Consider the following 16,304-nt stretch of genomic DNA (forward strand, 5'->3'; position numbering starts at 1 on the left):
GCTCAGGGAGCGGTTGCCATGGCCCGGCGGACCAGGTCTCCCGCGACCGAGTCGGGGTCCTGGTACGCCTCGACCAGGAGCCGCAGGCCGATCAGCAACGGCACGGAGAGCAGCAGGCTCTCGGCCTCGCGGAGCACCTCCTCCGGACGGTCCGCATCCCAGGAGACCGGGTCCGACACCCGGAGCGCCTCGACGCTGGTCGTGAACGGCCGCTCCTGGTTCAGGATCCGCTTGCGGCGGACCTGGTGCGAGTCGATGGCGAGCCACGCCACACTCCACAGCTCGGGCTTGCCGGCCTTCTCGACCCAGCGACCGAAGCCGAGGAAGGCGGTCTCGACGACCTCCGACGCGACGATGCCGGTCTCCTCGCTCAGCTCCCGGAGCGCCCCGTTGGCCACGATCGCCGCGAGCCCGGCCGAGCTCGCGCCGTGCAGGTCGCGTGGCTCCAGCGAGCCGCTGCCCGAGGGCGCCAGCAGTCCCCCGCTCGACTCGTTGAGCTCCGACTGGGACACGACCACGACTCGCCGGTCGCTGGTGATGGCGAGCAGCGACGTACCGATCCCGTTCAGCAGCCAGCTCTCGCCGAGATCGCGCAGTCGGCCGGCCCGGTCGACGTACAGCGAGCGACCCAGCTGGGGGACGACCCGACCGGAGCGGAGCGCGATCTTGCTGGCCATGATGTCGGAGGCGAGGTGGTCCCAGTACCGCGCCGGGAGCAGCTTCCAGCGATCGGTGGCGAGCACCTCGGCGCTGCCGAGATCGCTGTCCAGCCCGAGCAGGGGGCCGTTGTAGGTGTCGCGGCGCTTGATCCGCATGCGCCGGTACTGCACCCCGGCCCTGAGCTCGTGCGGCAGGACGTACCGTTCACTGGCCACGGTGCCGGTGACCCCGTCGGCGGCGATCGCGGCGCTCGCGACGCGATCGAGGACGACGTGGTGCTGGTTGGCCTTCACCAGGCTGTACCTCGTCGAGCCCCGGTACGTCGCGGCGAGATCGTCGTAGCCGTCCCCGACCCGGTCGATGAACGTCAGCGAGCGCACGCTCTGCAGGTGCCGCTGCCACTCGCCCCACAGCAGCCCGAACGAGGTCAGTGCGAGTCCGATGTTGACGACGCGGGGCACCTCCGTCCAGACGCCCAGCAGCCCGACGCAGGCGAGCACCAGGCTGAGCACGACCCAGCGCGCGTGGTCGAGGAGGTCGACGAGGCGCAGCCACGTTGTGTGAACCAGCCGCCGCACTCTCACCATGTCGCGCACCCTAGCGACCGCGCCGGCCACCGGGTGCCGCGCCGGCCCCACCGCCCGCGGCTGCCTGATGGAGCGGGGTCAGGGGGTGAGGCGGGCGCCGGTGGTGGTGTCGAAGACGTGCACCTTCTCGGGGCTGGTGGCGAGGCGGACGACCTCGCCCTTGCTCAGTGACATCCGGGCGTCGATGCGGGCCACGACCTGGGCGAGCAGCCCGCCCTCGCCGGCGGCGTCGGGGGCCGGTTCTGCCGGGGTGGCGTAGAGGAACGCATCGGCACCGAGCTCCTCGACGACCGCGACCCTGACCGGGTAGCCCTCCTCACCGTCGGCGGCGAGGCGCCACGACTCGGGGCGTACGCCGAGGGTGATCGCCCCCGAGGCACGTGCGGCCGCGTCCCGGTCGATCGGGATCGAGAACCCGTCGACGGTGGCGACCCCCGCCCCGGAGGTCTTGGCCGAGAGCAGGTTCATCGAGGGTGAGCCGATGAAGCCCGCGACGAACAGGTTGGCCGGCCGGTCGTAGAGCGCGAGCGGGGTGTCGACCTGCTGCAGGATCCCGTCCTTGAGCACTGCGACCCGATCGCCCATCGTCATCGCCTCGACCTGGTCGTGCGTGACGTAGACGGTGGTGATCCCCAGCCGCTGCTGCAACGCCGCGATCTGGGTCCTCGTCGAGACCCGGAGCTTGGCGTCGAGGTTCGACAGCGGCTCGTCCATGCAGAACACCTGCGGCTGACGCACGATCGCGCGCCCCATCGCGACCCGCTGGCGCTGACCACCGGAGAGCGCCTTGGGCTTGCGGTCGAGGAAGGCCTCCAGGTCGAGCAGCCGCGCCGCCTCGGCCACCCGGACCCGCCGCTCGTCCTTGGAGACTCCGGCCATCTTCAACGCGAACGCCATGTTCTCGGCCACCGACATGTGCGGATAGAGGGCGTAGTTCTGGAAGACCATCGCGATGTCGCGGTCCTTGGGCGGCAGGTGCGTCACCGCCCTGTTCCCGATCAGGATCTCGCCGGCCGTGACCTCCTCCAGACCCGCGAGCATCCGCAACGAGGTCGACTTCCCACAACCCGAGGGACCGACGAGGACCATGAACTCCCCGGCCCCGATCTCCAGGTTCAGATCCGCCACCGCCGGGGTCTCGGAGCCGGGATAGATCCGCTCCGCATGCTGAAAGGTCACAGACGACATGACTGGACTTCCCTTCACCGGCAGGCACGTGCCGGACGATCCGTCGTGAATGGGTGAAAGCACCGTACGACGCCAGCGCGAACACGTCTAGTGGAAGCGTTTCCACACCTAACCGACCCTCTACGCCGCAATTCGGGGCTCCTATTGACATCAAATGTGACCCATGTCATCGTGACGACTGTCGATCAGTGGAAGCGCTCTCACACCCTTCCACGTCCGACCCGGGACCTCCGATCGACACTGCCAATGATTCGTGCAAGTCAGGAGTGTCACCGTGCGCAACAGAATCCCTCGACCGGCCCGCCGGTCCCTCGCGGCCGCCGCTGTCGGCGTCCTCGTCCTCGGACTGACCGCCGCGTGCGGTGGCGACAGTGATCCGAAGGAGTCCGCAGACCAGGAGGACCTCGCCGCCGGCGATTCCCTCACCATCACCACCTTCGGCGAGTTCGGCTACGACGCGCTGATCGAGCAGTGGAACAAGGACCACCCCGACACCCAGGTCGAGCAGACCAAGGTGTCGAAGTGGGACGACTGGAAGGCCGAGATCACCACCAGCCTGCAGGCCGGCGGCAAGGGTCTCCCGGACGTCGTCGCCGTGGAGGGCGACTACATGCCGGCCGTGGTGGCCGCGCCCGACGTCTGGGTCGACCTGTCCTCGTCCGAGGTCGAGGGCCGCTGGCTGGACTTCAAGTCCGCCGGAGCCACCACCGAGGACGGACAGCTGCTCGGCTACGCGACCGACGCCGGCCCCCAGGCGATCTGCTACCGCAAGGACCTGTTCGAGGCCGCCGGTCTGCCGAGCGACCGCGAGGAGGTGGCCGCCCGCATGGGCACCTGGGACGACTACTTCGCCCTGGGTGAGGAGTTCAAGAAGAGCTCGGACGCCAACTTCTACGACGCCAGCGGCTCGATCGCCCAGGCGATGCTCAACCAGGTCGAGTTCCCCTTCGAGCAGGCCGACAACACCATCGACATCGGGTCGGACGAGCTGAAGAACGTCTGGGACACCGTCACCTCGCACACCGACCTCGGCAGCAAGGCCGTGCAGTGGAGCCCCGACTGGACGGCCGCCTTCAAGGAGCCGGGGAACGCCACCGTCGCCTGCCCCGGCTGGATGCGCGCCAACATCAAGGAGAACACCGGTGAGCCGGCACCCGCGGGTGTCGTCTGGGACATCGCCGACGTCTTCCCGGGCGGTGGCGGCAACTGGGGCGGCTCCTACCTCACCGTCCCGAAGGTCTCGACCCACCAGGCCGAGGCGAAGGAGTTCATCACCTGGATCACCGCTCCCGAGCAGCAGACCAAGGTCTTCGAGGTGACCGGCAACTTCCCGTCGCAGGTCGAGGCGCTGACGTCCGAGGCGGTCCTGACGGCCACGGACGACTACTTCAACGGGGCTCCGGCCGGCGAGATCTTCTCCAACCGGGCCGCGGCGATCACCGTCCAGCCGTACCACGGTCCGCTCTACTCCGACGTCCTGCAGAAGTTCCAGGACGCCATCAACCGCGTCGACCAGGGCGTCGCTCCCGACAAGTCGTGGGCGACCTTCGAGCAGGACGTCGCCTCGCTCCAGTGATCACGATGCTGGAGTGACCGGACCGTCGGCCCGCCCGGGGCTCTCCCCCGGGCGGCCCGACACACCCCGCACGAACCCGTGCACCAGCGGAACCACCCAGGAAGGACGCCGATGCTCACCGATGACCGACCAGGCCCCGGCGCCGGCACCGAGTCCGGGAGTACGACGACCGCGACCGAGCCGCCCGACGGCCGGCTGATCCGCCGCCGGCGTCTGTCGCGCTGGGACCTGAAGTTCTCCCCCTACCTCTACATCTCGCCGTTCTTCCTCCTGTTCGCCCTGGTCGGGCTGTTCCCGCTGCTCTACACCGGCTACCTGTCGGTGCACGACTGGGACAAGATCTACCGCCAGCGCGGCGACTTCACCGGCCTGGAGAACTTCGAGTTCGTCCTCACCGACCCGATCTTCCGCAAGGCGCTGGTCAACACCTTCAGCATCTTCCTGATGTCGTCGGTGCCGCAGATCGTCGTCGCCGTCTCGATCGCGGCGCTCCTCGACAACCGGCTCCGCGCCAGCACCTTCTGGCGGATGAGCGTGCTGCTGCCGTTCGTCGTCGCGCCGGCCGCCGCCGCCCTCATCTTCGGCAGCCTCTTCGCCGACCAGTCCGGGCTGATCAACGCCACGCTCCGCGAGATCGGTCTCGAGCCCATCCGCTGGCACGTCGACCGCCTGTGGAGCCACTTCGCCATCTCGAGCATGGTCAACTGGCGCTGGACCGGCTACAACACCCTGATCTTCCTGGCGGCCATGCAGGCCGTGCCCCGCGACCTCTACGAGTCCGCCGCGCTCGACGGTGCCGGTCGGGTCCGCCAGTTCCGGTCGATCACGCTGCCGATGATCCGCCCGACGATGATCTTCGTCATCGTCACCAGCACCATCGGCGGCCTGCAGATCTTCACCGAGCCCCGCCTCTTCGACGACTCGATGAGCCGCGAGGGCGGCGCGGACCACCAGTACATGACCGCGGCGCTCTACATCTACGACCGCGGCATCGTCGACGGCTTCTACGGCCGGGCCTCCGCGGCCGCATGGATCCTCTTCTTGATCATCGTGGGGATCGCGCTGCTCAACTTCGCCCTGACTCGCTACCTCACCAGGAGGAACGCATGAGCCTCCCCCGCATGAGCGCGCGCAGCAGGCTGGTCGACCGTCCGGGCTGGGTGGTCTACGGGCTGCTCGCCGCCTTCGTCGTCGGTTCGGCGCTGCCGCTCTACTGGTCGTTCGTGATCGGCTCGCACACCAAGGCCGAGGCGATGGAGATGCCCCCGCCGCTCGTCCCGGGCGGGCACTTCCTCGACAACGCCCGCCGGGTCTTCGACACCATCGACTTCTGGCAGGCGATGGTCAACAGCATCATCGTCTCGACCGCCTGCGCGGCATCCGTCGTACTCTTCGCGACGCTGGCCGGCTACAGCTTCGCCAAGCTGCGGTTCCGCGGCAGCAACGCCCTGATGGGCTTCGTCATCCTGACGATGGCGGTCCCGACCCAGCTCGCGATCGTGCCGCTGTTCATCATCATCACCGACTACGGCCTGTACGACACGCTGCTCGCGGTCGCCCTCCCCACCCTGGTCACGGCGTTCGGCGTGTTCTTCATGCGGCAGTACCTCCTCGACGCGATCCCCGACGAGCTGATCGAGGCGGCACGGGTCGACGGCGCCTCGATGATCCGCACCTTCTGGACGGTGGCCGTCCCGGCCGCACGCCCGGCGATGGCGATCCTGTTCCTCTTCACCTTCATGACCGTCTGGACCGACTACATGTGGCCACTCGTCGCGCTGAAGGACAACCAGACCCTCCAGGTCGCGCTGGACGAGCTGGCCATCAGCGGCCAGGGCCAGACCACCGACTACGCGCTCGTCCTCTGCGGCACCGGGCTCGCCACGATCCCGCTGCTGGTCCTGTTCGTCCTCTCCGGCCGTCAGCTGGTCGCCGGCATCATGCAAGGAGCAGTGAAGGGATGACTTCCCCCACGACCACGCCCACCACCCCCGGGCTGCTGGTCTTCCCCCCCGACTTCCTCTGGGGAGCTGCGACCGCGGCGTACCAGATCGAGGGCGCCACGGCTGAGGACGGCCGTACGCCGTCGATCTGGGACACCTTCTCGCGCGTCCCCGGCGCGGTGCTCGGCGGCGACAGCGGCGACGTGGCGTGCGACCACTACCACCGGGTCCCCGAGGACGTCGCGCTGATGCGCTCGCTCCACCTCAACGCCTACCGGTTCTCCACCGCGTGGCCGCGGATCCGCCCCGACGGCGGCGCGCCCAACCAGGCCGGCATCGACTTCTACGCCCGCCTCGTCGACGAGCTGCTCGGCAGCGGCATCACGCCGTGGCTCACGCTGTACCACTGGGATCTCCCGCAGGCGCTCGAGGAGGTCGGCGGCTGGACCAACCGCGACACGGCCTACCGCTTCGCCGACTACGCGCTGACCCTGCACGACGCCCTGGGCGACCGCGTGCCGTACTGGACCACGATGAACGAGCCCTGGTGCTCCGCGTTCCTCGGCTACACCGGCGGCCAGCACGCCCCGGGTCGCCAGGAGGGCGTGGCCGGGGTGGTCGCCGCCCACCACCTGATGCTCGGGCACGGGCTGGTCGTCGACGAGCTCCGCCGACGCGAGACGACGGCGCAGCTCGGGATCACGCTCAACCTCACCGTGGCGGAGCCCTTCGACACCACCGAGCCCGCGGACGTCGACGCGGCCCGCCGCATCGACGGCTTCTGGAACCGGGTCTTCCTCGACCCGATCCTCCGCGGCCGCTACGCCGACGACCTGGCCGGCGACACCGAGGGGCTGACGTTCGAGGGCAAGCAGTGGCAGGACTTCGTCCAGGACGGCGACCTCGCGCTCATCAGCACGCCGCTCGACGTACTCGGCGTGAACTACTACCACGGCGACGCCGCGAGCGGGCGCCCGGTGGAGGACCGGACGCAGCTGCTCGGGTCGCGCATCGAGCACGCGCCGCGGCCGGTCCGGCCACCGTTCCCGGGCGGCGACGACATCAGCTTCCCGCGGCGCGGACTGCCGGTCACCGGGATGGACTGGGAGGTGCAGCCCGAGGGGCTGACCCGCCTGCTGGTGCGGCTCCGCGACGACTACGACGTGCCGCCGCTCTACATCACCGAGAACGGCGCGGCGTACGACGACGAGGTCGGTCCCGACGGGACGGTCGACGACCAGGGGCGGCTCGGGTTCATCGACGCGCACCTGCGGGCGACGTACGACGCCATCGAGCAGGGCGTCGACGTGCGCGGGTACTTCGCGTGGTCGCTGCTCGACAACTACGAGTGGGCCTACGGATACCGGCAGCGGTTCGGCATCGTGCACGTCGACTACGACACCCAGGTGCGCACGCCGAAGGCCAGTGCTCGCTTCTACGCCGAGGCCGCCCGGACCGGACAGCTGCGCGAGGGGACCCCGTGAGGTCGGTAGCGTGGCGCGGGTGAACTCCCGCGGCGGCCACGGACCCGGGGGCTCGCCCACCCTCGACGAGGTCGCCCGGCTGGCCGGCGTCTCCCGGGCGACGGCCTCGCGGGCCATCAATGGCGGCAACCGGGTCAGCGCCACCGCGCAGAACGCGGTCGACGCCGCGGTGCGCACCCTCGGCTACACCCCCAACCCGGCGGCCCGCAGCCTGGTGACCCGGCGTACCGACTCCGTCGCGCTCGTCGTCCCCGAGCCCGACGAGCGGGTCTTCACCGACCCGTTCTTCGCCCACACCCTGCGCGGGGCTACCCGGGTCCTGGCGGAGCGCGACGTACAGCTGGTGCTCCTGCTGGCGCGCCCGGGCGAGGAGGAGCAGCGGATGCTGCGCTACCTGCGCAACCGCCACATCGACGGCGCCCTCGTGGTCTCCCACCACCAGAGCGACAGCCTCGCCGACCACCTCGCCGCCCTCGACCTGCCGTGCGCGTTCGTCGGTCGGCCGTGGACCAGCGCCGACAAGGTCGCCTACGTCGACACCGACAACGTCGCCGGCGGCCGCACCGCCACCCAGGCGCTCATCGACCGCGGCTGCATCCGGATCGGCACCGTGGCCGGGCCCGCCGACATGACCGCCAGCGTCGACCGCCTCGACGGCTGGTACGCCGCCATGCGCCACGCCGGTCTCGCCGACGACGCGGTCGAGCACGGCGACTTCACCGAGGCCGGCGGCGAGCGCGCGGCCGCCGCGCTGCTCGCCCGGCACCCCGACCTCGACGGCATCGTCGTCGCCTCCGACCTGATGGCCGCCGGCACCCTGAAGACCCTCAAGGCCCTCGGCCGCCGAGTGCCCGACGACGTCGCCGTGATCGGGTACGACGACCTCGGCGTCCACGAGCGCACCGACCCGCCCCTCACCACCATCCGGAACCCGATCCGCGAGATGGCCGAGCAGGCCACCCGCCTGCTGCTCGAGCAGGTCGACGGCGAGCGTCCCGCCGCCGCCATGCGGGTGATCTTCCCGCCCTCGCTCGTCCGCCGAGGCACCGCCTGACGCCGGCCCCTGGCCCCCGGTGATCGAGCAGGAAGGCGCGCCAGCGCCTGACGTTGTCGAGATCCGGTGAGCCAAGGGACAGCGCCGAGTACGCGGTGGGTGGCGGTCATCCGCTCGACACCAGGCTGGTTCGAAGATTTTCAGTGAAGTAAGGGGCTCGTCGTCCGCTCGGGTCGTCGTACCTGGTCGCGGCTGCTTGTCTGCTCACGATCCCTTCGGGTCGACCCTCGTGGTCACCGTCGCGGATGGCTTGTCGACCTGGCGATGCGGGTGCGTGATGCCGGTCGAGGTGGGGCGCTTTACTGCCGCCTGGTGACCCGCGCAGCATCGCCATCTGTCACGGGGCGCGCCTGTAGCCCTGACGGGCGGGCGGTGCCGGTCAGGGCTGCAGGGTGTCGAGCGGGATGGTGCCGGTGTGGTCGCGTTTGAACAGCAGACCGTTGGGGCTTCGCCATACGAAGGTGGTGTCGTCGAGCTTGTCGTAGCGCCACCGGGTGTGGGTCTTCGCTCGGTGGTGTCGGCGGCAGAGCGGGGCGATGTTGCAGTCGCAGGTAGGTCCGCCCCGCGCGGCGGGGTCGATGTGGTCGCAGTCGCACCGACGGGCCGGCTTGCGACACCACGGGAACACACACGAGTGTTGGAGCAGGACCTGGCGTTCGCGGAGCCGGTCCGGGGTCTCGTAGGCGTCGACGTGGACGTGACCGGCCAGGTCGATGACCGGCTTCACGATCACCTGGGTGTCGCCGTTGGCGCACCACGTCTTCACCTGCTCGGCCGACACGAACGAACGGGTCTCCTCGACCCGGGCCAGGTGCAGGTCGTCGCCGGTGGGGTCGCCGAGGGCGGCCTCGGAGAGGTGCACGTGCAGCACCACCTGCCGCGGCCGCTTCCGCCGCGGATCCTCAGCGTTGAGCTCCAGCGACAGCTGGCGCCGGGCCAGGTCGCCGACCGCGATCGAGCGGCGGATGTCGAGCGCCACGTCGAGACCGAGCTGGCCGAACTCGCGGGCGCGGCGGGCGACGGCGTCTTCGAGGTCGAGGGCGTCGGCCAGGTCGAGGGTGCCGTGGACGTCGACGGTGCCGTCGAAGGAGACCTGCTGGGACTCGATGTCGAAGTGCCGGGCCTCGTGCGCCGCGACCTGGCGAGCCTGCGCCTCAGCCGGGTCGAAGGTCACCCGGGCTTCCTCGACAGTCCGGTCGAGCTGGGCGATCGAGACCTTGTGCGCCACCGTGTGCAGGTGCGCGTCCACGTAGGCCGCACCCTCCATCGGCAGGTCACTGGTGGCTTTGGCGATCCGCCGCGCCTTCCACGCCGGCAGGTCCAGCGCCTGGACCCGGCCGTAGAGCCTCGGCAGCCGGTGCGCCAGCTCGACCGCATCACCGAGGTAGATCCGTCCGGCATCGGTGGACAGACCGAGGGCGGCGGCGAACTCGAACACACTGAACTCCGCCACCAACGGGGCACCCTCGCCGGCGATCGCGACCGGCTCCTGACTGCCCGGGACCAGGCTCGCGGCCTCGTCGAGGGACTCGGTGGAGTGCATCGCCGCCCAGGCAACCGCCGACGCCATCAGATTCGCAGCGGCCCGGGCCTCGGCCTGCCGCTCAGCGCGCACGAACGCGAGCAACGCGGATGCGTCGTCGCAGTCGAGCAGCTCACCGTTGGCCATACCAGTAATGTAATCGGAGCCACCGACAGTCCAGGTTCTTCTTCCACAGCGGTGACCACAACGGTCGACCCGAAGGAACCGTGAGCCGAGAAGCAGCCGCGACCAGGTACGACGACCCGAGCAGACGACGAGCCCCCTATTTCATTGAAAGTCCTCGAACCAGCCTGATGCCGACAGGTGACGGCAACCCACCGCCGTACCTCGGCTCACCGGGTTTCGACACGGTTGCTGCGCAACCTGCTCGACCACCGGGACGACGGTCGCTGCGCGACCTCCTCAACCACCGTCGGCGACCAGCGCCGCACGCGTCGCCGCGTCCGCGGGGTAGAACGCCTCGATGGCGAGCTCGGAGAGCGTGACCTCGCGCGGCGTACCGAACACGGTGGTGGTGGAGAGGAACGCGAGCTCGCCACCGTCGCCGCGCAGCCGCAGGGGGACCACCAGGCCGGGCGAGCGCGAGGCTGCCGTCCCGGCCGGACCGAGCTCCTCGAGGAGGGCGACGAGGCGGGGGTCGCCCGAGAGGTCGTGCTCGTGGGCCAGCCGGGCGAGCAGGTGCTCGCGCCACTCGTCGAGGTTGACGATGCGCGGCGCCAGCCCGTCGGGGGCCAGGGTCAGCCGGATGACGTTGACGGGCGGCTCGAGCAGCTGCGGCGCGACGCCGTCGAGGAGCGCGTAGATCGCGTCGTTGGCCGACACCAGGTCCCAGCCCGGGTCGACGACCAGGGCGGGGAACGGCAGGTGCGCCGAGAGGATGCCCTCGATGGCGGCGGCGACGTCGGTCATCGGTGGGTCGGCCAGGTCGAGCTCGGGGTGCGCGGGGGCGAACCCGCCCGCGAGCAGCACCCGGTTCTGCTCGCGCAGCGGCACCGCGAGCTGGTCGCACAGCCGCAGGATCATCGCCGGCGTCGGTTGGGACCGGCCGGTCTCCACGAAGCTCAGGTGCCGGCCCGAGACCCCGGCGCGGTGGGCCAGCTCCAGCTGGGACAGGTGTCGACGCCGGCGCCAGCCCCGGATCATCTCGCCCGCCTGCTGGGCGCTCTCCGTCATGCGCCGACGGTACGACGTGCTCGCGCCCGACGCCGACTACCTCCGAGGTCATCGACGTCCTGACCCCACCGGGGTGGACTCGACGCATGACCACACCCGCTTACGCCATCGCCCACCTCCGCGACGTCGACCTCGGACCCGAGATCGTCACCTACCTCGAGCAGATCGACGCCACCCTGGCGCCGTACGGCGGCCACTTCATCGTCCACGGGGGCCGCATCGACGCGGTCGAGGGCGAGTGGCCGGACGACGTCGTCATCATCGCCTTCCCCGACCGGGAGGCCGCCCTCGCCTGGTACGACTCCCCCGCCTACCAGGCCATCCTGCCGCTGCGCACCGAGCACAGCGACTCGCGCGCGGCCGTCCTCACCGGCGTCCCGACGGGCTACCGCGCGGTCGACAAGCTGGCCACCCTGCTCACCTGAGGCCGGACCCGGGCGGCTAGCGTCGCGGAGTGACCAGGCGACTCACGTTCGTGACCCTGGTCCTGATCACGACGGTCACGGCCGTGGTCAGCAGCCTCGGCGCCCCGCTGGTGCCGGAGATCGCGGCCGACCTCGACGTACCCCTCGAGGACGCGCAGTGGACGCTCACCGCGACCCTGGTCGCGGGGGCGGTCAGCACGCCCGTCGTGGGCCGGTTCGGGAGCGGGCGGCTGCGGCGCCCGACGATCCTCGCGGGCCTGCTCGCGGTCAGCGCGGGGACGACGCTCGCGGCACTGCCGTTCGGCCTGCCGTCCCTCCTCGTGGGCAGGACCCTGCAGGGGGTCGGGCTCGCGCTGGTGCCGCTGGCGTTCGCCGTCGCCCGCGACGTGTGGAGCGGCCACCGGCTCCCGGCCGTGCTCGCGTTCCTGTCGGTGTCGACGGTGGCGGGTGCCGGCCTCGGCTACCCGCTGACGGCACTGGTGGCGCAGAGCTGGGGGCTCGCGGCGGCGTACTGGCTCGGCACCGCCCTGACCGCCGTCACCGTGCTGATGGCCTGGGCCTTCGTGCCCCGCACGGAGGGCGAGGAGCCGAGCCCGGTCGACTGGCCGGCGGCCGCGCTGGTCGGGCTCGGCCTGGTGGGCGTCCTGCTCGCGGTGAGCCGCGGCGAGACCTGGGGCTGGACGTCGGGGCGTACGACGGCCGCGGCCGCCGCCGGGGTCCTCCTCCTCGCGGCCTGGGTCCGCCGGACCCTGCGCAGCACCCATCCGCTCGTCGACCTCCGGCTCGCCGTGCGTCCCGGTCTCGCGGGCCCGAACCTGGTGGCGTTCGTGGCGGGCGTGGGGATGTACAGCCTGCTGACCCTGGTGATCGTGATCGTGCAGTCCGACGTGCCCGGCTGGGGGCTCGGCGCGCCGGTGACCGTCGCCGGCCTGATCCTCGTCCCGTACTCGGTCATGAGCGTCGCCGGCAGCCGGCTCGCGCAGGCGGTCGGCCGGCGCTTCGGCGACGCGGTGCTGCTCCCGACCGGTTGCCTGGTCTTCCTCGCCGCGACCGTGCTGCTGGCCTTCGAGCACGACCACCTCTGGCAGGTGCTCGCCTGCATGGCCGTCGGCGGCCTCGGCAGCGGCTTCACCTTCTCCTCGCTGGCGGCGCTGATGGTGCCGCACGTGCCGCGCGCCGAGACCGGCAGCGCGATGGCGTTCAACCAGGTGCTGCGCTACGTCGGCTTCTCGGTCGGCAGTGCCAGCAGCGTCGCGCTGATGACCGTGTACGGCGGCGGTCCGGGCGAGGTGGGGTTCCGCGGCGCGCTGCTGACGGTGGCCGGCGTCTGGGTGGTGGCCGCGGCCGCGGCCACGGTGCTGGCCCGCCGCGCCTAGGGTGGGTGACGTGGCCCACACCGACCTCGAGAGCGACGTCCAGCACGCCCGCCAGCACAGCCTCGGCGACCTCCCCCGTCGTACGGCGCGGCGCTCACCCGACAAGCTCGCACTGGTCGACGGCGAGCAGCGGTTCACGTTCCGCGAGCTCGACGAGGTGGTCGACCGGGCCGCCGCCGCGCTGGTCGAGCAGGGACTGGTGAAAGGCGACCGGCTGGCCCTGCTGAGCCACAACTGCTGGCAGTTCGCGGTGCTGAACTTCGCCGCGGCCCGGGTCGGCGTGGTGCTGGTGCCGGTCAACTTCATGCTCGGCGGCGACGAGATCGCGTTCATCCTCGACCACTCCGAGGCGGCGGCGTTCGTCGTCGAGGCGGCGCTGCTGGACACCGCCGAGGCGGCCCTCGCGGCGGCGACGAAGGGCAGCGTGCGGGTGCGCGCCGGCATCGGGGGCGGCCACTGGCCGGACGCGCAGGAGTGGTTCGACCACGCCGGCCGCCCGCCGTACGTCCCTGTCGGCGACGACGACCCGGTGCGGATGATGTTCACCTCCGGCACCGAGTCGCGCCCGAAGGGCGCGGTGCTGACCAGCCGCGCGCTGCTGTGGCAGTACGTCTCCTGCGCGCTCGACGGCTCGATGAGCGCCGACGACGTCGAGCTGCACACCCTGCCGCTCTACCACTGCGCGCAGCTGGACTGCTTCCTCGGCGTCGACGTCTACCTCGGTGCGACCAGCATCGTGCTGCCCGGCCCGGACCCGGCCGCGATCCTGCGCGCGATCGAGGAGCACCGGGTGACCAAGTTCTTCGCGCCGCCGACCGTGTGGATCGCCCTGCTCCGCGCGGAAGGCTTCGACGACGCCGACCTGTCCAGCCTGCGCAAGGGCTACTACGGCGCGTCGCCGATGCCGGTCGAGGTGCTCAAGGAGATCCAGCGGCGACTCCCGGACGTCGCGCTGTGGAACTTCTACGGCCAGACCGAGATGGCGCCGCTGGCCACGATCCTGGGCCCCGACGAGCAGCTGACCCACCCGGGTTCCGCGGGCCGCGCCGCGCTCAACGTCGAGACCCGGATCGTCGACGACACCGACCGCGAGGTCCCGGCCGGGACCGTCGGCGAGATCGTGCACCGCTCCCCGCACGCGACACTCGGCTACCACCGCGACGAGGCGAAGACCGCCGAGGCGTTCCGCGGCGGCTGGTTCCACTCCGGGGACCTCGGGTACGTCGACGACGGCGGCCGGCTCTACGTCGTCGACCGCAAGAAGGACATGATCAAGACCGGCGGCGAGAACGTCGCCAGCCGCGAGGTCGAGGAGGCGATCTACACCCTCGACGGGGTCGCCGAGGTCGCCGTCTTCGGCATCAGCCACCCGCGCTGGGTCGAGGCGGTCGCGGCGGTCGTCGTACCCCGGCCGGGAGCGGAGCTCACGCCGGCGGCCGTGCTCGACCACGCGCGCGGCGTCCTGGCCGGCTACAAGGCCCCCAAGTACGTCGTCGTCGCCGACGCGCTGCCCAAGAACCCGTCCGGCAAGATCCTCAAGCGCCAGCTCCGCGACGCGCACGCCGACCTGGCCGCCGACGACGACTGACCGGGACGCTCACCGCGTTTCGCCGCACCCCGGGTAAGGATCTGGCCATGCTCCTCGACGTCCAGCTCGATGCCCGCCCCGACCTGGCCGCCGACCGGGCCCGCGAGCTGGTCGCCGCGGGGGTCGACGGCCTGTTCACCTTCGAGGGCCCGCACGACGTCTTCCTGCCGCTGGCGGCCGCCGCCGGCGTGGTCGACACCGACCTGATGACCAACGTCGCCATCGCGATGCCGCGCTCCCCCATGCACCTGGCGCACACCGCCTGGGACCTGCAGCTGATGTCGAAGGGCCGTTTCCGGCTCGGGCTGGGGTCACAGATCCGCCCGCACATCGAGAAGCGGTACGGCGCCACCTGGTCGCCGCCCGCCGCGCGGATGCGGGAGATCGTCGGCGCGGTCAAGGCGATCCTCGGCTCCTGGCAGCACGGCACCCCGCTGGAGTTCCGCGGCGAGCACACCCAGCACACGCTGATGCCGCCGACCTTCGTCCCCGGCCCGAACCCGTACGGCGCCCCGCCCGTACTGCTCGGCGCACTCGGACCGGTGATGACCCGGACCGCCGCGGAGGTCGCCGACGGGCTGCTGGTGATGCCGTTCCACAGCCGCCGCCACTTCGTCGAGCGCACGCTGCCGGCCGTCCAGGAGGGGCTGGAGCGGTCCGGGCGCGAGGCGGTCGGGATCTTCCCGCAGGCGATCCTGGCGATGGGTCGCACCCCGGCCGAGCTCGAGGCGGCCACCCTCGGGGTCCGGGGGCTGCTGGCGTTCTACGGCTCGACCCCGGCGTACCGCTCCGTCCTGGACGTCGAGGGCTGGGGCGACCTGCAGCCCGAGCTGAACGCGCTGTCCAAGCAGGGCGACATCGCCGCGATGATGGCGCTGGTCACCGACGAGATGGTCGCGACGATCGGCGTGCGCGGCACCCCGGAGGAGTGCGCCGCCGAGATCGGCCGCCGTTTCGGCGGGGTGGCCGAGCGGGTCTGCTGCTACTTCCCGGGGTACGACGCCCCGCTCGCCCAGGTGGGCGAGCTGGCGACGGCCCTCCGAGCGCTCAGCGCGGTCTGAGCGCCGGGGCCGGGTTCGCGCCCCGGATGCCCGTGGCGGCGAGGGCCAGCGCGAAGGCCAGGATCGTGGCCCTCGATACGTTGTCGGGCAGCAGCGGGTTGAGCGGGATCGTCACCACGTGCAGCAGCATCAGCAGCGGCACCCAGATCGGCACCGAACCGGCCCGCAGCAGCGCCGCGGCGAGCAGCAGCTCGCCGAGGCAGAACGCCACGATCCAGCCGTAGAGGAAGACCCGCAGCCCCGTCTCCTCCGAGACGGCGTCGATGCTGTCGTCGCGGATCGCGTCGGTGACGGCCAGGGCCCGGAAGAAGGCCAGCAGCATCGCGTAACCGGCGATGCCGATGAAGCCGACGGCAAGCGAGACCATGGCGGCCATGCCGACGTACCGCCCCCGGTCCGGGACCAGGACGAGCAAGGTGGGCAGACCGATGATGAGCATCGCGGCGGCGAGGAAGTAGATCGCGGACACGGCCAGCCAGCGGCTGTCGTCCTCGCGGACCATCCGGAGCGTCTCCGAGCCGCTGGAGCCGGTCGGCGTCAGCAGCGAGGCGAGAGCCAGCGCCATGGCCCCGGTGACGAGCAGCGCCGCGGAGGCGGGGACCCAGTCGTTGCGCATCCGCACACGGTAGGGCGACCCCGCCCTCCG

14 protein-coding genes are annotated in these 16,304 nt (G+C 71.3%); 9 read left to right on the forward strand and 5 right to left on the reverse strand.

Annotation, left to right across the window (positions count from 1 at the left end; all coding sequences use genetic code 11):
• Positions 1–2: 2 nt before the first annotated feature.
• Positions 3–1,247 (reverse strand): hypothetical protein, encoded by a 1,245-nt coding sequence (locus tag MUB56_RS01280; protein ID WP_244930108.1) that lies wholly within the window; start codon positions 1,245–1,247, stop codon positions 3–5.
• A 78-nt stretch (positions 1,248–1,325) separates the two neighbouring features.
• Positions 1,326–2,435 carry a sn-glycerol-3-phosphate ABC transporter ATP-binding protein UgpC gene (gene ugpC, locus MUB56_RS01285; RefSeq protein ID WP_244930109.1) on the reverse strand — a complete coding sequence of 370 codons (1,110 nt, stop codon included), beginning with the start codon at positions 2,433–2,435 and terminating at the stop codon, positions 1,326–1,328.
• A gap of 274 nt (positions 2,436–2,709) precedes the next feature.
• Here ugpC and MUB56_RS01290 point away from each other — a divergent pair, with 274 nt between their 5' ends.
• From MUB56_RS01290 to MUB56_RS01310, 5 genes are all read left to right on the forward strand, one after another.
• Entirely contained in the window at positions 2,710–4,011 is a 1,302-nt protein-coding gene (locus MUB56_RS01290) for an ABC transporter substrate-binding protein (RefSeq protein WP_244930110.1), read from the forward strand.
• 111 nt (positions 4,012–4,122) lie between these two features.
• Positions 4,123–5,121, forward strand: a complete 999-nt coding sequence (locus MUB56_RS01295) for a sugar ABC transporter permease (RefSeq protein WP_244930111.1) — start codon at positions 4,123–4,125, stop codon at positions 5,119–5,121.
• Positions 5,118–5,975, forward strand: a complete 858-nt coding sequence (locus tag MUB56_RS25820; RefSeq protein ID WP_280637347.1) for a carbohydrate ABC transporter permease — start codon at positions 5,118–5,120, stop codon at positions 5,973–5,975. Before MUB56_RS01295 ends, MUB56_RS25820 begins: the two co-directional genes overlap by 4 nt.
• Positions 5,972–7,438, forward strand: a complete 1,467-nt coding sequence (locus MUB56_RS01305) for a family 1 glycosylhydrolase (RefSeq protein WP_244930112.1) — start codon at positions 5,972–5,974, stop codon at positions 7,436–7,438. The genes MUB56_RS25820 and MUB56_RS01305 overlap by 4 nt, the downstream gene beginning before the upstream one ends.
• 19 nt (positions 7,439–7,457) lie before the next feature.
• Positions 7,458–8,492, forward strand: coding sequence for a LacI family DNA-binding transcriptional regulator (locus MUB56_RS01310; RefSeq protein WP_244930113.1), 1,035 nt, complete (start codon positions 7,458–7,460; stop codon positions 8,490–8,492).
• Positions 8,493–8,871: 379 nt separating this feature from the next.
• On the opposite strand, the gene MUB56_RS01315 is transcribed toward MUB56_RS01310, so the two are convergent.
• Together MUB56_RS01315 and MUB56_RS01320 are read right to left on the reverse strand one after the other, a co-directional pair.
• Positions 8,872–10,161, reverse strand: a complete 1,290-nt coding sequence (locus MUB56_RS01315) for an HNH endonuclease signature motif containing protein (protein WP_244930114.1) — start codon at positions 10,159–10,161, stop codon at positions 8,872–8,874.
• Between the two features lie 276 nt (positions 10,162–10,437).
• A complete protein-coding gene (locus MUB56_RS01320; RefSeq protein ID WP_244930115.1) occupies positions 10,438–11,208 on the reverse strand; it encodes a helix-turn-helix transcriptional regulator in 771 nt (256 codons plus the stop codon).
• 86 nt (positions 11,209–11,294) lie between these two features.
• On the opposite strand from MUB56_RS01320, the gene MUB56_RS01325 reads away from it, so the two are divergent.
• The 4 genes from MUB56_RS01325 to MUB56_RS01340 are packed head-to-tail and all read left to right on the forward strand — an operon-like array spanning position 11,295 to position 15,658.
• Positions 11,295–11,633: a DUF1330 domain-containing protein gene (locus MUB56_RS01325; RefSeq protein WP_244930116.1), complete on the forward strand. Its 339-nt coding sequence runs from the start codon at positions 11,295–11,297 to the stop codon at positions 11,631–11,633.
• 29 nt (positions 11,634–11,662) lie between these two features.
• Positions 11,663–13,009 carry an MFS transporter gene (locus MUB56_RS01330; protein ID WP_244930117.1) on the forward strand — a complete coding sequence of 449 codons (1,347 nt, stop codon included), beginning with the start codon at positions 11,663–11,665 and terminating at the stop codon, positions 13,007–13,009.
• A 10-nt stretch (positions 13,010–13,019) separates the two neighbouring features.
• Positions 13,020–14,597 carry a fatty acyl-CoA synthetase gene (locus MUB56_RS01335; RefSeq protein ID WP_244930118.1) on the forward strand — a complete coding sequence of 526 codons (1,578 nt, stop codon included), beginning with the start codon at positions 13,020–13,022 and terminating at the stop codon, positions 14,595–14,597.
• 47 nt (positions 14,598–14,644) lie between these two features.
• Complete coding sequence (locus tag MUB56_RS01340) at positions 14,645–15,658, forward strand: TIGR03617 family F420-dependent LLM class oxidoreductase (protein WP_244930119.1); 1,014 nt, start codon at positions 14,645–14,647, stop codon at positions 15,656–15,658.
• Here the strand turns inward: MUB56_RS01340 and MUB56_RS01345 are convergent.
• Positions 15,645–16,274, reverse strand: a complete 630-nt coding sequence (locus MUB56_RS01345) for a hypothetical protein (protein ID WP_244930120.1) — start codon at positions 16,272–16,274, stop codon at positions 15,645–15,647. The genes MUB56_RS01340 and MUB56_RS01345 overlap by 14 nt on opposite strands.
• Positions 16,275–16,304 lie beyond the last annotated feature (30 nt).

Origin of the sequence: Nocardioides sp. W7 (assembly GCF_022919075.1) — a bacterium.
Classification (GTDB): Bacteria; Actinomycetota; Actinomycetes; order Propionibacteriales; family Nocardioidaceae; genus Nocardioides.

What these genes read in the sequence shown, in the direction of transcription:
- ugpC (WP_244930109.1), bottom strand. Translation starts at nt 2,435, where the DNA reads ATGTCGTCTGTGACCTTTCAGCATGCGGAGCGGATCTATCCCGGCTCC.
- MUB56_RS01320 (WP_244930115.1), bottom strand. Translation starts at nt 11,208, where the DNA reads ATGACGGAGAGCGCCCAGCAGGCGGGCGAGATGATCCGGGGCTGGCGC.
- MUB56_RS01305 (WP_244930112.1), top strand. Translation starts at nt 5,972, where the DNA reads ATGACTTCCCCCACGACCACGCCCACCACCCCCGGGCTGCTGGTCTTC.
- MUB56_RS01280 (WP_244930108.1), bottom strand. Translation starts at nt 1,247, where the DNA reads ATGGTGAGAGTGCGGCGGCTGGTTCACACAACGTGGCTGCGCCTCGTC.
- MUB56_RS25820 (WP_280637347.1), top strand. Translation starts at nt 5,118, where the DNA reads ATGAGCCTCCCCCGCATGAGCGCGCGCAGCAGGCTGGTCGACCGTCCG.
- MUB56_RS01345 (WP_244930120.1), bottom strand. Translation starts at nt 16,274, where the DNA reads ATGCGCAACGACTGGGTCCCCGCCTCCGCGGCGCTGCTCGTCACCGGG.
- MUB56_RS01295 (WP_244930111.1), top strand. Translation starts at nt 4,123, where the DNA reads ATGCTCACCGATGACCGACCAGGCCCCGGCGCCGGCACCGAGTCCGGG.
- MUB56_RS01315 (WP_244930114.1), bottom strand. Translation starts at nt 10,161, where the DNA reads ATGGCCAACGGTGAGCTGCTCGACTGCGACGACGCATCCGCGTTGCTC.
- MUB56_RS01340 (WP_244930119.1), top strand. Translation starts at nt 14,645, where the DNA reads ATGCTCCTCGACGTCCAGCTCGATGCCCGCCCCGACCTGGCCGCCGAC.
- MUB56_RS01325 (WP_244930116.1), top strand. Translation starts at nt 11,295, where the DNA reads ATGACCACACCCGCTTACGCCATCGCCCACCTCCGCGACGTCGACCTC.